Origin of the sequence: Winogradskyella arenosi (assembly GCF_003337305.1) — a bacterium.
GTDB classification, from domain to species: Bacteria; Bacteroidota; Bacteroidia; order Flavobacteriales; family Flavobacteriaceae; genus Winogradskyella; species Winogradskyella arenosi.
In genome coordinates, this window is sequence record NZ_QPJO01000005.1 from 226,274 (window position 1) to 241,230 (window position 14,957).

10 protein-coding genes are annotated in these 14,957 nt (G+C 35.9%); 2 read left to right on the top strand and 8 right to left on the bottom strand.

What is annotated here, in order from left to right; translation table 11 throughout:
- Nucleotides 1-50: 50 nt before the first annotated feature.
- The 3 genes from DFQ08_RS14250 to DFQ08_RS14260 form a co-directional block, all read right to left on the bottom strand.
- Complete coding sequence (locus DFQ08_RS14250) at nt 51-2,165, bottom strand: peptide MFS transporter (RefSeq protein WP_114310711.1); 2,115 nt, start codon at nt 2,163-2,165, stop codon at nt 51-53.
- An 89-nt stretch (nt 2,166-2,254) separates the two neighbouring features.
- Nucleotides 2,255-4,084 (bottom strand): peptide MFS transporter, encoded by a 1,830-nt coding sequence (locus DFQ08_RS14255; protein ID WP_114310712.1) that lies wholly within the window; start codon nt 4,082-4,084, stop codon nt 2,255-2,257.
- A gap of 42 nt (nt 4,085-4,126) precedes the next feature.
- The gene (locus DFQ08_RS14260) at nt 4,127-6,328 is read right to left on the bottom strand and encodes a S9 family peptidase (RefSeq protein ID WP_114310713.1); all 2,202 of its coding nucleotides are present in this window, start codon (nt 6,326-6,328) and stop codon (nt 4,127-4,129) included.
- Nucleotides 6,329-6,512: 184 nt separating this feature from the next.
- On the opposite strand from DFQ08_RS14260, the gene DFQ08_RS14265 reads away from it, so the two are divergent.
- Together DFQ08_RS14265 and DFQ08_RS14270 are read left to right on the top strand one after the other, a co-directional pair.
- A complete protein-coding gene (locus DFQ08_RS14265; RefSeq protein ID WP_262508901.1) occupies nt 6,513-7,886 on the top strand; it encodes a hydroxymethylglutaryl-CoA reductase, degradative in 1,374 nt (457 codons plus the stop codon).
- Nucleotides 7,887-8,041: 155 nt separating this feature from the next.
- Complete coding sequence (locus DFQ08_RS14270) at nt 8,042-8,974, top strand: GYDIA family GHMP kinase (protein WP_114310714.1); 933 nt, start codon at nt 8,042-8,044, stop codon at nt 8,972-8,974.
- A 108-nt stretch (nt 8,975-9,082) separates the two neighbouring features.
- Here DFQ08_RS14270 and DFQ08_RS14275 read toward each other — a convergent pair whose 3' ends face one another.
- The 5 genes from DFQ08_RS14275 to DFQ08_RS14295 form a co-directional block, all read right to left on the bottom strand.
- Complete coding sequence (locus DFQ08_RS14275; RefSeq protein WP_114310715.1) at nt 9,083-11,230, bottom strand: SurA N-terminal domain-containing protein; 2,148 nt, start codon at nt 11,228-11,230, stop codon at nt 9,083-9,085.
- Nucleotides 11,231-11,493: 263 nt separating this feature from the next.
- Nucleotides 11,494-12,783, bottom strand: a complete 1,290-nt coding sequence (locus DFQ08_RS14280) for a hemolysin family protein (RefSeq protein ID WP_114310716.1) — start codon at nt 12,781-12,783, stop codon at nt 11,494-11,496.
- A gap of 3 nt (nt 12,784-12,786) precedes the next feature.
- Nucleotides 12,787-12,978: a hypothetical protein gene (locus DFQ08_RS14285; protein ID WP_114310717.1), complete on the bottom strand. Its 192-nt coding sequence runs from the start codon at nt 12,976-12,978 to the stop codon at nt 12,787-12,789.
- Between the two features lie 33 nt (nt 12,979-13,011).
- The gene (lptC, locus tag DFQ08_RS14290; protein ID WP_114310718.1) at nt 13,012-13,578 is read right to left on the bottom strand and encodes an LPS export ABC transporter periplasmic protein LptC; all 567 of its coding nucleotides are present in this window, start codon (nt 13,576-13,578) and stop codon (nt 13,012-13,014) included.
- Nucleotides 13,579-14,952 (bottom strand): hypothetical protein, encoded by a 1,374-nt coding sequence (locus tag DFQ08_RS14295; protein WP_114310719.1) that lies wholly within the window; start codon nt 14,950-14,952, stop codon nt 13,579-13,581.
- Nucleotides 14,953-14,957 lie beyond the last annotated feature (5 nt).

Here is a 14,957-nt window from a genome sequence, read left to right on the forward strand (position 1 = left end):
CAAAAAATGCTCCTAAAGTGGAGCATTTAATAGATTTTTAACGGTTTATGTTAACGTACACCGTGCATTAATTTCTTTAAAACAGGGTTTAAAAAGAAGATTAATAAGCCCGCAATAACAGGAACAATCGTAAATATTAAGAAGAATGTAGATAAACTGTATTCTTTAGTAATATTCTCAATCTGTCCTCCTAACACGGCTGCTAATTTATTACCAATAGCAATAGCGAGGTACCACATACCAAACATTAGAGCAATCATACGCCCAGGAACCAACTTACTTACATAAGACAGTCCAACCGGAGACAGACATAACTCTCCAAGGGTATGGAATAGATAGGCTAATATTAGCCAAATCATACTCACCTTTACACCATCTACAATACCAGCGGCACCAAAGGCAAGTAAACCAAATCCGAGCCCCATAATACTTAAACCTAAAGCGTATTTAGTAGCCGCACTTGGATTGTATTTACTCTCCCACCATTTAGAAAAGAAAGAGGCAAAAACAATAATAAAGAATGAGTTTAAGATACTAAACCACGATACCGTAATTTCGACTTCCTTATCTCTAACATGGGTTACAGTTGCTGCTACCACCCCATTATCACGATTTAAAATTACCGCCTGTTCTTTAGTGGCTTCTAAGCGTTCGTCATCTAAAAATCCGAACTCTGTACCATCATTATTTTTTGGTGCAATATGAAGTTTATCACCAACATTAAACGTTAACGGCTCTGCAATAGATGTTGTACGTGTTACGATTTCATGGTTTGCATCGGCCTTTGTATTTTCTGAAACCGGAATATATAGAAATTGCAATTTACCATCTGCGTCTACTTTTTGTTTTCCAGAAGCATCAACATCTGCTGTTTTAATGGCAGAATATGTGACATCGTAAGCTACGGTATTAAAATCTCTATTTAACATCCAACCTACAATACCCCACATGAACAAGAAACAAATAACCAATACAATATTAGACCCTGGAATCTTTGTAAATGTTTTCTTCCATAAAATCACCAAAACATAAGAAATGATAATTAAAGGAATCACTGTTAGTAAGGTGTTAATAACGTTAAAAATTGTTGCCGCACTTCCACTTAACATTCGATCTACATTATCCCTAGCGAAAATCACTAAAGACGAAGCTCCTTGCTCAAAAGACATCCAAAAGAACACCGTAAAAAAGGCAAAGATGATAAAGGCAATCATACGATCTCTCACCACGGCAGTATATCGTAAAATACGACCAATAACAAGAATTAAGAATAAAACTAATGCAAATAATACTGCGGTATACTGTCCTTCAAAATCATCAATTTGAAAGAAAGAGAACATGTCAATCCCTGCAATTTTAGACATTGGATCGTTAATCGCGTAACCCAATCCGATCACAGAAGATATAATGATTAAAACTTTATCTAACGTTGTAAATGGATTTGGACGTTCTTCCTCATCTTCAACAGCCACTTTAGGCGCTTCAGAAGTCGACGCTTCTACCGTATCAACCTCAGTAGCTTTTGCGGGTTTAGCACCAATCTTTCCAAATAACGGTCCAGATAACCAAAACTGAATAGTACCAAGCAGCATAAAAACACCTGCTAAACCAAATCCGTAGGCCCAACCTACTTTTTCAGCTAAATACCCACATAACATCATTCCGAAGAAGGCGCCGGCGTTTACCCCCATATAATAAATGGTGTAGGCTCCATCTTTCTTCTCAGGATTTTTCTTATACATATCCGAAATGATAGACGTCATGGTAGGCTTAAAGAAGCCGGTACCAATAACTAAAAGGAATAAACCAAAGTACAATGAAAACTCTGTTTCAATAGCCATGGAAGCATGCCCAGCCGTCATAATTAAAGACCCAATAATTACGGCATTACGATAACCGGTGTATTTATCGGCAAGCCATCCCCCAATAATTGGTGTAATGTAAAGTAGCATGGCGTAGGTCCCAAAGAGAGCCCCAGCATTCTCTACTGTCCATTCCCAACCCGGGTTATACCCAATAGCGGCCATGGTTAAGAAATTAACTAATAATACACGCATTCCATAAAATGAAAAACGCTCCCACATTTCAGTAAAAAATAGAACAAAAAGCCCCGCAGGATGCCCTAGGACCTTGTCTTTAAACAGGTTTTCTATGTCTGTATTCATAAAATAATTAATTTAGTTAGTAGACTAAAACCCTTACGTAGTAGCTATACAACGTAAGGGCCTTAGTAATGAAGTATTTAAAAATATATTTAGTTATTTAGTTCTGTATTTGCTAATTCGTATGGTTCTTGTTCTAAAATTTCATGCTCATTATCTTCAGCACCATGTGTTAACTTCTTCAATTTCTTCAAGAATAATAACAATAGTAATCCAAAGGCTACGGTAAAAATAGTTAACCACATAAAGGTTGCATACTCTTGCTCACTTTGTTCTTCCTCTAAAACAAAAGACACCCCGTAATCTTTTCCATCACCTTTATTCTCGATAATTTGAGCTTTATCTTTATCCTTTTCAAAAACCAAACGTGCATGATAAGGATTGGCTTCTGTAACGTTATTTTCTTTTAAGACTTCTAACAGTTGGTGTGATTTTGAATCGCCTCCCTGAGCTAATTCAAATAAACGATTTAAATTCTTACCTGTTTCAAAATCTTTAAATACAACCGTTCCATTTTCAGGATATACTGTAGATTTTATACTGAAATTTTTATCCTCATCAATTGGGTAAGCCGTTGTATCTACAACCTTATTATTAGCATCCTTAATTTTAAAGGTTTCTTTTGAAATAAAAGGTAAAACCTCTTGTTTGCTTACCACCATTTCTCCATTGAAAGATTCTAACTGAGAAGATTCCCCAATAGTTCCGGCCAATTTATTTCCAAAACCTGTTGCCGCAAAATAAACGCCCATCATTATAGAAGCGTATTTTAAAGGTGCCAATTTGGTAATAAATGATAAGGATACAGGTGAAGTACATAGCTCGCCTATAGTGTGAAATAAATACGCTAAGAAAATCCAAAACATCGCTGCTTTTCCAAACGTTTCAGAACTTGCTTCTTGAGAAGCAAACATCATAAACACATAACCAAGTCCCATGATAATTGTTCCTATCGCCATTTTAAATAATGAAGAAGATTCTCTACCACTCTTTTTCCACCAGATCCAGAAACTACCGATAATAGTACCAAAGATAATGATGTAACCCGCGTTTAAAGATTGGAATACTGCTGCCGGAATTTCTTCTAACCAGCTTAATCCAATATGTCTATCAACCTTTGCATCTGTATAAAGGTTCATTAAACCTCCAGCTTGCTCAAAGGCACCCCAAAAGACCACCACAATTAAGAAAGAGATTAATAAAACCACCACTCTATCTTTTTCAATCTTAGTTAACGGACGTTTTGCTGCTAGACGTTCTTCTTCTGTAGCTTCACTTCCACCGGTAAACTCACCAACACCTTTTAAGAAGCGTTGTCCCCATATAAATACAATCTGCCCTAATAACATTCCTATACCTGCTAAACCAAATCCATAGTGCCAACCGTAGTAGTAAGCCACTAAGCCCACGGTAATACTAGCTAAAAAGGCGCCAACATTAATACCGATATAGAAAATAGTAAAACCACTATCTCGTCTTATATCCCCTTCTTTATACAGACCACCAACCATGGTAGAAATGTTAGGTTTTAATCCCCCAACCCCTAAAATAATTAAGGCTAAACCTGTAAAAAAGGCCCAACTTTGAGGTATGGCTAAAACACCATGCCCAATACAGAGTAATAGACCACCAAACATTACGGTTTTTTTCTGTCCTAAAAATTTATCTGCAATCCATCCTCCTGGAATAGAAGCCACATACACCAACATGGTATACCAACCGTAGAGCCAGATCGCATCTTTATTAGACCAGCCTAAACCTGGATCGATAGCTGTAGCGGAAGTTGCCATATACAACACTAATATTCCACGCATTCCATAATAGGAGAAGCGCTCCCACATTTCTGTAAAAAACAGAATAAATAAACCTATTGGGTGCCCCAGAATTTCCTTGTGATGCACGACTTTAGTTGCTGTTGACATAAATAGTAATCTTAGTTAGTTATTTTATTAATGATAAGCGGATTAGTTTTTAGACGCTTTAGAAGAATCTCCTAAAGTGCTATGAATAAAATTCGTCATCTTCTTATATAAATGTAATCTCGTGTTTCCTCCGTAGATCCCGTGATTTTTGTCAGGGTAAATCATCCATTCAAATTGTTTATCCGCCTGAATAAGGGCTTCTACCATGCGCATTGTATTTTGAACATGCACGTTATCATCACCAGAACCGTGAATCAGTAGAAAGTCTCCTTTTAATTTATCTACATGATTAATTGGAGAGTTATCATCATAACCACTTGCATTTTCTTGAGGCGTTGTCATATAACGTTCCGTGTATATAGAATCGTAAAATCTCCAGCTTGTTACAGGAGCTACAGCGATGGCCATTTTAAACACATCATTTCCTTTAAACAAGGCATTACTACTCATAAAGCCACCATAACTCCATCCCCAAATACCAATACGAGACGCATCTATATAATTGCGTTCCCCTAATTGTTTTGCAGCTTCAATTTGGTCTTCAACTTCATATTTCCCCAATTCGTTTTGCGTCACTTTCTTAAAATCGGCGCCTTTAAACCCGGTTCCTCTTCCATCTATACAAACCACAATATATCCTTCTTGGGCTAGCATTTGATACCAATAATCATTGGCACCATTCCAACGGTTGGCCACTTGTTGGGATCCTGGTCCTGAGTACTGATACATAAATAAAGGATACTGCTTTGTGGCATCAAAATCCTTAGGTTTAATAGTCCACATATTAAGAGCATTACCATTAACTGAAATAGTACTAAATTCCTTTTCAGAAATCATATAGTCTTCTAATTGCTCAGCTAAGGCTTTATTATCTATAATCTTTTTTAATAATTCGCCTGTTTTTGCCCTATGCAAAGTGTATTGTTGTGGCGTGTTTGCATTAGAAAAAGTATTGATAAAATAGGTGAAATCCGCACTAAATGAGGCACTGTTCGTCCCCGTTTTCTGGGTTAAACGCTTTTTGTTTTTCCCATTCAATTTAATACTATATACATCTCGATTTATCGATCCATTCTCAGTGGACTGAAAATAAATAGTATTGGCCTTTTCATTAAATCCGTAATAATCTGTAACCTCCCAATCTCCTGTGGTCACTTGATTGATCAGCTTTCCATCTTTATTATAGTGATAGATATGGTTAAAGCCATCTAACTCACTCGTCCAAATAAAACTATTATCTTTTAGGAAGGTTAAGTTGAACGTCACATCGATATAAGCCTTATCTTTTTCTGCCAAGACTTTTTTAGCGTCCATAGTTTTGGTGTTAAACATCCATAAGTCTAATTCGTTTTGATGACGATTCATATACTGAACGCTTAAAACGTTAGCCTCATTGGTCCACTCTAATCTAGGAATATAGAAATCCTTATAAGTTTTATTTACTTTTAACTCTTCAAGCTTTTTAGAGGTTACATTGTAAAGATGTAAGGACACTTTAGAATTGGCTTCCCCGGCTTTAGGATATTTAAAAACGTGTTGTGTAGGATAGAGCTCTGAACCATAAACATCCATTGAGAATTCTGGAACATCAGTTTCATCAAATCGAATAAAGGCAATTTGTTTACTATCGGCACTCCAATCAAAGGCTCTTACAAAACTAAATTCCTCTTCATAAACCCAGTCTGTAATACCGTTGATGATTTTATTTTTTTCACCATCAGTGGTAATTTGTTCTACCGTTCCGCTTGTTAAATCCTTTACATAAAGGTTATTCTCAAAACCGTAAGCAATCTTGGTTCCATCTGGAGAAAGTGTTGGCTCTTGTACCAACTGATCGGAAACTTTAGTTACCTTCTTTGTGGCAATATCGTAAATGTAATATTCTCCTAATGTAGAACGTCTAAAAACAGGTTGCGACTGTGTTGTTAATATCAATTTAGACTCATCGCTATTAAACTTATAATCAAAAAAACCTTGAATCTCAGCAATATCGGCTGAAGACACTAAGGTTTTCACTTTTTCTAAGGTTACATAATCGTAGATATCTATGGTAGATGTTCTATTTTGTCTATTAAAATTTAACACTGAATACTGTTTCCCATTCGCCATTGAGTGCAAGGCTTGCATGCCTTCAGTTCTAAATTGTCCGCTCCAGATCTCTTCTAAAGTTATTTGTTTATCTTGACAAAAAACAAGGGTGGTCATTAAAAACGCAACAATAGCGGTAAGGTGTTTAATTTTCATGTGTTGATGTTTATATTCTTGTATACGTTAGGCGCTGTTAACTCTGAATCATAAGGTTGTATGATTCCATTTATGGCCTATTGCTTTTATAAATTTTATGATTGTCACAAAGCAATGCCAAGTTTACTAAAAATTATACAAAAAACCGCCTTTATTAACAGTAAATCGGGTTTTACAATCGATTATGCAGGCATTTTCTAGCAATCCTAGTATCTTTGTTTTTTTTAAAATTAGAACCCACATGTCCAACACCATTTCCGGCTTTTCAAAGCTTTCAAAATCTGACAAAATTAATTGGCTATTAGAGACCTATTTTTCAGAACAAGACCAGGCAAGAACACTTGTAGAAAGCTACTGGAACACAGACGACAAACTACAGAAGCTACACGACGAGTTTATTGAAAATACCATTACCAATTATTATTTACCACTAGGTGTTGCGCCTAACTTTTTAATCAACGATACCCTTTATGCCGTTCCGATGGCTATTGAAGAAAGTTCCGTTGTGGCCGCCGCGAGTAAAGCAGCTAAATTTTGGTTAGAACGTGGAGGTTTTAAAGCTGAAGTCATTGCCACAGAAAAAATTGGTCAGGTGCATTTTATGTACCATGGTGATGTTGCTAAACTTAAGGCCTTTTTTGAGGAAGTGAAGCCCATTTTAATTAAAGATACTGCAGCCATTACAAAAAATATGGAGCTTAGAGGTGGCGGTATTTTAGATATTGAATTGCGCGACAAATCGGATGACTTGCCGCACTATTTTCAACTTCATGCGAAGTTTGAGACTTTAGATGCCATGGGCGCCAACTTCATCAACTCTTGTCTAGAGCAATTTGCCAACACTTTTAAAAGAGAAGCCCTCCTTTATAAGGCTTTTACTGAAGAAGAGCAAAACCTCACTATTGTGATGAGTATTTTATCTAATTACGTACCTAATTGTGTAGTGCGTGCCGAGGTCTCTTGTCCTATTTCAGAATTAAAAAGTAAGGATATTGGAGACCCTGAAGCTTTTGCTCAAAAATTTAAACAAGCAGTAACTATTGCGGAATTAGAACCCTATAGAGCCGTAACCCATAACAAAGGCATCATGAACGGTATAGACGCTGTAGTATTAGCAACCGGAAATGATTTTAGAGCAGTAGAAGCTGGCGTACATGCCTATGCCGCTAAAGATGGCTCATACACAAGCTTAACACATTGTACGGTAGAAAATGACCGCTTTACGTTTTGGATTGAAATTCCTCTTGCTCTAGGAACAGTTGGCGGATTAACACGTTTACATCCATTGGTTAAATTTGCTATGGAAATGTTGCAGAATCCTAGCGCTAAAGACCTAATGAAAATTGTAGCTGTGGCCGGATTAGCTCAAAATTTTGGGGCGGTAAAATCTTTAACCACCACCGGCATTCAAGAAGGCCATATGAAAATGCATTTAATGAATATTTTAAATCAGTTTGAAGCTACCACTACAGAAAAGGAGCAGTTAGTAGAACATTTTAAAACCAACGTGGTTACTCACAGTGCCGTGGTGGAGGCTATAGCGGATTTACGAAAATAAATACGTTCTGATAAGAGCAACTGGGTATTGTACAACGATCTATTGATTAACACGAATTTAGTCCTGTTTTTATACCACGAAATTTAAAACTAGTACAGCGAAGAGATTTCCCTAAGCCTGATAACCGTAACAAACTGGACAAAAAAATTGAACCATTGACACAGAAAACGCAAACCTTTAGAAGTCACGGAAAACTACTACTTACTGCTGAATACGCGGTCTTAGATGGGGCGAAAGCTTTGGCTATCCCAACAAAATACGGGCAATCCTTAGCCGTTACAACGCATAATAATTCTGTTATAGACTGGACGAGTTATAACGAATGTAATGAGATTTGGTTTAGCGATCAATTTGAAATCTTAAAGACTTCTAAAGGCCTACAAGTCCAATCAACCTCTAAAAGCGAGGTTAGCCAACGCCTTATTCAGATCTTTTCAGCCATACAGGGTTTAAATCCTAATTTCTTTAATTCTGATGTAGGTTATAGTATTACCACACATCAAGATTTTAATCGGGCTTGGGGTTTAGGAACCTCTTCAACCTTAATTAACAATATGGCCCATTGGGCTAAGGTAGATGCTTATAAATTGCTAGCGCTAACTTTTGGCGGTAGCGGTTATGATATTGCTTGCGCACAACACGACACCGCTCTTACCTTTCAAATAGAAAAGGAAACTGCTCCAAAAGTAACCCCAGTAGCTTTTGACCCTAATTTTAAGGATCAGCTGTATTTTGTGTATTTAAATGCAAAGCAAAATAGTAGAGATGGAATAGCGTCTTACCGTAAACTTGGACTATTAACCGAAGCCAAAAAGCAAGCGATTAATAGTATAACGGCCGATTTGGAACAATGCACTTCGCGTGTAGAATTTGACCGCTTAATCCATTCTCATGAACAACACATTTCTGAGTTAATTGCACAACAACCCATACAACAGCGTCTGTTTAGTGATTTTAAAGGCGCTATTAAAAGCCTTGGGGCTTGGGGTGGCGATTTTATCTTGGTAAGTTCTAAAGACGATCCAAGTGCTTATTTTAAAACCTTAGGTTACCAGACTATCATTCCTTATTCCGCAATGGTCTTATAAATAGTAAGCATAATTCTTAGCTTTCATAACTAAGGACACGTATAAACCTAAAAAAAGGCTTCACAACAATGTGAAGCCTTTTTTAATATACTCTAGTCTAATCTGGATTTAGTAAACCGTCTTAGCTCTGTTATCTTCAATCTCAGCCGCATCTTCTAAAGCTGTAAACACTTTAGTTTGAACCGCACTTCTACGCTCTGCGTTTAATCGGTTCATAATCGCTGTATAGTTATCTAATTCTGTAGCTTCAGTCACTTTAGTCACTTCAACCACATAAACACCTTTATCCCCATCAATTGGGCTCGAGGTTTCTCCCTGTGCTAACCCGAAGGCTGCACCAATAACTTTAGGCTCAGCTCCTGCCCCAGATAAAGTAGTATTATTAATAGTTAATGCTGCTGCTGTTCTAGGGCTCTGTCCTTGATTTTTAGCTACATCAGCAACTGTTGTTCCTGTAATTTTTTCGCGAATCAGTTTTGCTTTCTTCTCTTTTCTGATTTCTGGAATAGCTGTAATAGACGCATCTTCTGTACTCATTAAACCAGCTTCTCTTTTTTCTACAACTTTAGCTACGATAAATCCGAAGTTGGTAATTGGGAAATTTTTATAAGCGCCTACCTCTGTATCTTCATCAAAAGACCAACGTACTACTTCTCTCTGACTTCCTAAACCAGGAATTGTTTCATCTAAAGGATTAAATGTAATTGGCTTTACAGTTAAGTTACGTTCTTTAGCTAAAGCTGTAAAATCACCATCTTTCGCTGCGATTTCAAATTTAGACATCTTGTTGAAAACATCTTGAAGTGTAGCATCTGAAGGTTCAATTTTAGTTGCAACTGTCGCTACTTTTACCGCTTTATGAAAGCTCTTTTGTTCTAAAATTTCAATGATATGGTAACCAAATGTTGTTTGGACCACATCGATATCGCCTTCCTTGTTATCAAAAGCATAGGCTTTGAATTCTGGAGCCATTCCTGCTAAATAATCAAATTCAATTTCACCATCTTGCTCGTTACTCACTTTATCAGAAGATAAATCTAAAAGATCCATAAACTTCGTTCCACCTTTAATAGCGGCGTAGATACTATCTGCAGTTTTCTTAGCTTGCTCAGGTGTTTTTGTTACAGAAGCATCAGCTCTTTGTCCACCAACATGAGGGATTAAGATATGACGTACTTTAACTGAATCTGGCAATTGTTTCGTAGCAACAACTTTAGACAATTTATAAAATCCGTTGTCTTTGTATGGTCCGTAATACGCACCAGCACTTAAGTTCATTAAAGTATCTTTCGCTACTGTTGGTAACTGACCTTCTCTTAAAAATGAATCGTTGTATTTAATTGCAGAATTAGAATTTACAAATTCTTCGATGTCTGTTGCAGAATCAAACCCAGGAATTGTCTCTGTGTTTTTGCTGCTTTCATTGTATTCTTCTCTGTCCGATTTTAAAGCTAATAATTCCGCTTTAATAGCATCTTCATCAGCTTTAGAAGCTTCTTCTTTAAACTCTACATAAACCACTTCAGTAGTCGCATCCGTAGTGTAAGTTTCTTTATGCGCTTCCATATAAGATTTGATTTCGCTAGTAGACACTTCTACCGCGCTATCATCAATACTTGTGTAAGGCACTTGAACATATTTAATGTCTACTGTTTTAGCATCTGCTAAATAAGCATCTTCAGCTTCTTTAATGGTTGTATTTACACCCGCTTTAATCATGTTGTAATAAGTCTGCTGAATGGCGTTTGTTGCAATAGTCTGTTCGTTGTTTGTCCAGCTATCATAATTTACTAAGAAATTCCCTAACGGTGCTGTTTCACCATCTAAGTCTTTTAAGTTAGCAATAAATGCATTTAGACGATTAACATCGAAGTTTCCATTTGCATCTTGAAACTCTGGATAAGAAGAAAAACTTAATTTTAATAAGTCTCTCATTTCATCTTTTTCTACAGACAATCCTAATTCTTCGAATTCAGATTCTAATACAATTCTGCGTAACTCTTGGTTGTAGATTGCATTCATAGACTGTGTAGACGTTTGTCTTCCACCAGCTCTATCTTGATAGTTTTTTACTTTTTGTTGAAACTCAAGTCTATTGATGTCTTTACCGTTAATGGTTGCAACAACATCTTGAGATCCGCCGGTTAGGGCATCAGAATTTTTGAATAAATCTCCGATTACGAATGAAAATAACGCTAATGCAATTACCAATATTAATACCAGTGAGCGTTGTCTAATTTTATTTAAAACTGCCATAGTCTTTTTGTATCGTCTTTAATTTGGTGTAAATAAGTGTGCGAAAATAGCATATTCTATCAAATAATAAAAGGAGAAGTTTAGTTTTTATAAAGTTGAAAATCTTTAGGCGAAATTTTATAGGAACATGCTAATAAACAGCGGCTCTTAAGCCTTGAATTCTTTAGCATTTAAAGCGGCACTATGCTTATAAAATCTTCTAAAACACTAGGTCATAAAAAGGATTTAAAACGACCTATACACCATTTGAAGTAAAGGGTTTGTTAATCGACCTCTAGAACTTTAAGAATCACTTCGTCTATTTTTGTTGAAGACACTTCGGTAATGGTGAATTTAAAATTCTCTATAAATACATCATCATTCTCTTCTGGAATTCCTTCAGTGGCATTAACGATTAAGCCACCAAGGGTTTCGTAGTTTTCACTCTTAGGAAGATTAAGTTTATAGGTTTCATTGATATAATTCACTTCTAATCGTGCTGAAAACTTATATGTGATGTCGTTAAGCTGCTCTTCTACCATTTCTACGGTATCATGTTCATCTTCAATTTCACCAACAAGTTCTTCAATAATATCTTCAACCGTCATAATCCCCGATGTTCCGCCGTATTCATCAATAACTACCGCCATACTACGACGTTTTTTAATCAAAATATTCAACACATCTTTTACCAAGATGGTTTCAGGAACAAAACCTACAGGCATTAAAATAGCATCTATAGATTTCGGTTTTTTAAACAACTCAAAGGAATGCACATAACCCTTAATATCGTCTATATTATCTTTATAAATAATAATTTTAGTACGACCAGTTTCTATAAAGAGCTGTCTTAAATTTTCAATACTATCGGAGATATCAACACTTGTAATTTCGGTTCTAGGTACCATCACCTCTCGGGCTTTCACTCCTGAAAACTCTAAGGCATTTTGAAAGATTTGTATTTCACTATCCAAATTATCTTCATCTTCTACAGACTCCATTTGCTCTGTGATATAATTTCCAAGCTCTACTTTAGTCATGGCCAACACCACATCTTCCCCTTCAGTTTTAAAGACATATTTTAAGACGTTATCTGAAATCCAGATGATAAAATCTGAAATCCAAGAAAAGACCACATAAAACACATAAGTAGGTACAGCTAATACTTTAAGTAAGGTATTGGCATATATTTGAAAGAAGACTTTAGGTAGAAACTCTGCAGTAACTAAAATCACTAGGGTAGAAATAACCGTTTGAGACAATAGCTGTAGATCTACAAAGAGATAACTAAGAATAGGACTCTCTGAAGGCAGCATGGAGTTAAACCAACGTACTAAAACCTCACCCATTTTAAGCCCATATATAACTAAAGCGATATTGTTACCAATAAGCATTGTCGCAATATACTTTGAAGGTTTAGCTGTTAATTTTGCTAGAATATTACCTAAAAAATCACCTTGCTTTTTCTCTAATTCAATATGAATTTTATTAGAAGAGACATAGGCTATTTCCATTCCGGAAAAGAAGGCAGAAAGTATAAGTGTGGATATAATAATGACTAGATCAGCAGTCATACATTATTTGTTATTACGGTCTTCAAACTTTTTACTAAAACGCTTTCTAAAGAAAAACATAAAAGTCGCTAAAGCCACAAATGCGAGGGATAGGTAAGCACGACTTCTTTCTTCTGACCATTTAGTGATGGCATCGTAAAGGAAAAGCACAGCAAAAACAAGATAAGCGTAATGAAAAATCTTTTGTATTTTCATGGGTTAGGTTCAATTATTAAAGCACAAAGATAGTTAATTATCTACTTCAAAATCACCACCCATTTCTAAGACTTGAGTTTCTTTTAAGTTTTTATCCGAATCAAAGCCCACTCCATGGGTAAGACTTGTTAAACTTTTAAACACAAAAGGTTCATTAGTAAAGGCCCACTCTAGCTTTTGATTGTAATACAATTGCTCTGTAAACAAAGTATCTTTTTGGTGGGTTGCAATTTTAACATCGCCACGTAGGTCTATAAGATCTGTATCTGAATAAACAATGGCATAATTGGAGGTAATGGTGGTTTTGTTACCATCATCATCAAAAATAAAGAGCTCTACGCCTTCTGGAAATTCAGAAAAGGCAAAACTTCGATTAGAGTAATCTAACATTTTTGGACTTAATAGATTGGCTAATAAACGTACCGTATCTTCCTCAAATTCGGTATAGTCCAAATCTATATTTACAGCCTCACCAATAGGTTGGTTTTGTAACACACCAACTTGTTGAACTTTGTCAAAGTCGTTGTTACAAGAAAAAAACATAGTCACAACGATTGCTGTGACTATGAATTTAATACTATGTAAATGAATTGTTTTCAATTAGTTACTTGGTACGGTTACTGAACGTCCTATCCAACATCCTATTTTAATGACTTCACCTGCACAAGTACAGTTAAAGATTTCCGTTTTAGACGGTGCGCTTCCTCTATAACTAGCTGCTGTTTTAGCGGCAATAGATTTTAAACGACCATCTACTCTTCCTGCCTTTTCAGCTTCTAAAGCTGCTAACCAGAATACGGCTCTTTTATTAAAGTTTGTATCTCCACAGCTATTTGCACTCTTAGCATACATTGATGCAATTGATAAGTGTGGTGATCCATCAGATGGATTAAGTTTTAAAGCTTCCATGTAATATTGTCTCGCTTTACCGTAACTTCCTTTAGCTTTCAACTCTTGTGCTAACTTCTTATAAAGTTTCGCTTTCTTTAATGGGTCTGACTCTAATTCTATAGTCTGATCGAAATACTTTTGCTCATTAGTTAATAAATACAAGTAAAACGCTGTATCTGCACTTGGCTCAATCTTATTTTTTTGTTGTACTAACTTTAAGAATAAAGGATCTGACTTACACTCTTTAGCATACATTCTGTTCATGGCACGTTGTAACCACTCTGGATTGTTTTTATTAGCTTCAAAGTCTTTTTCGTATAATGGCACTAACACCTCACAGTTAGCACGTTGCCCTAACTTCTGGTCCATACTCCCAATAATCTTAGTTTCAAAAACCTCGATATTAGATTCGTAGCTTCCTTTACGGCTTTTTTCAATTTTTGTTAATGTTCCTCCAGCTTCTTCTTTTTCAGCATACTTATTTAAGTTCTTCGTGTAGCCTGCAATTAAACCTTCAATAATTTCATTAACATCATCATACTTATCAAATAACTTCTGTGCATCATCTTGTGTTTTTGCACCTGCATCATATAAATCTACCGCAAGAGAGAAGTAAGTATAAAGCCCTACGGCACTTTTAAAGTTAGCCGCATCTTTTTGGTACGCCTCATCAAACATGTTATAAACTTCCTGATCTGTTTTGTTCAGTACCTCCCTGTATTTATAAGCTAAGTTTGCTTTATCTGCAAGGATTTCTCCTAGAGGATATCTTGACTCAAAATACTGTCTACTCTGATCATATAAACTCATTAAATCGTTAATATGTGCTATTTGCTCTGCACCTGTACTATTTTCAATTTTATGCTTTAGAATTTTTTCTCCGTGTACATAGATAGCTCGGTTAAATTGAGGGCACTTTTCTCTAACAATCTTCCAAGGACCATAGGCTTCGTCATATTTTTTATTCTTGGCATAATCATTAAAAATAGAGAGGTTATTCATACACTCCTCATCTTGTTGAGCAAATCCAAGATTAACACTCATAAAAAGTGCTAGAAAAAGTATTGTTATTTTCGTTTTCATTTGTA

Excerpts from the sequence above, each read along its gene's own strand:
- DFQ08_RS14250 (WP_114310711.1), bottom strand. The coding sequence starts at position 2,165 with ATGAATACAGACATAGAAAACCTGTTTAAAGACAAGGTCCTAGGGCAT.
- DFQ08_RS14255 (WP_114310712.1), bottom strand. The coding sequence starts at position 4,084 with ATGTCAACAGCAACTAAAGTCGTGCATCACAAGGAAATTCTGGGGCAC.
- DFQ08_RS14260 (WP_114310713.1), bottom strand. The coding sequence starts at position 6,328 with ATGAAAATTAAACACCTTACCGCTATTGTTGCGTTTTTAATGACCACC.
- DFQ08_RS14265 (WP_262508901.1), top strand. The coding sequence starts at position 6,513 with ATGCAGGCATTTTCTAGCAATCCTAGTATCTTTGTTTTTTTTAAAATT.
- DFQ08_RS14275 (WP_114310715.1), bottom strand. The coding sequence starts at position 11,230 with ATGGCAGTTTTAAATAAAATTAGACAACGCTCACTGGTATTAATATTG.
- DFQ08_RS14280 (WP_114310716.1), bottom strand. The coding sequence starts at position 12,783 with ATGACTGCTGATCTAGTCATTATTATATCCACACTTATACTTTCTGCC.
- DFQ08_RS14285 (WP_114310717.1), bottom strand. The coding sequence starts at position 12,978 with ATGAAAATACAAAAGATTTTTCATTACGCTTATCTTGTTTTTGCTGTG.
- DFQ08_RS14295 (WP_114310719.1), bottom strand. The coding sequence starts at position 14,952 with ATGAAAACGAAAATAACAATACTTTTTCTAGCACTTTTTATGAGTGTT.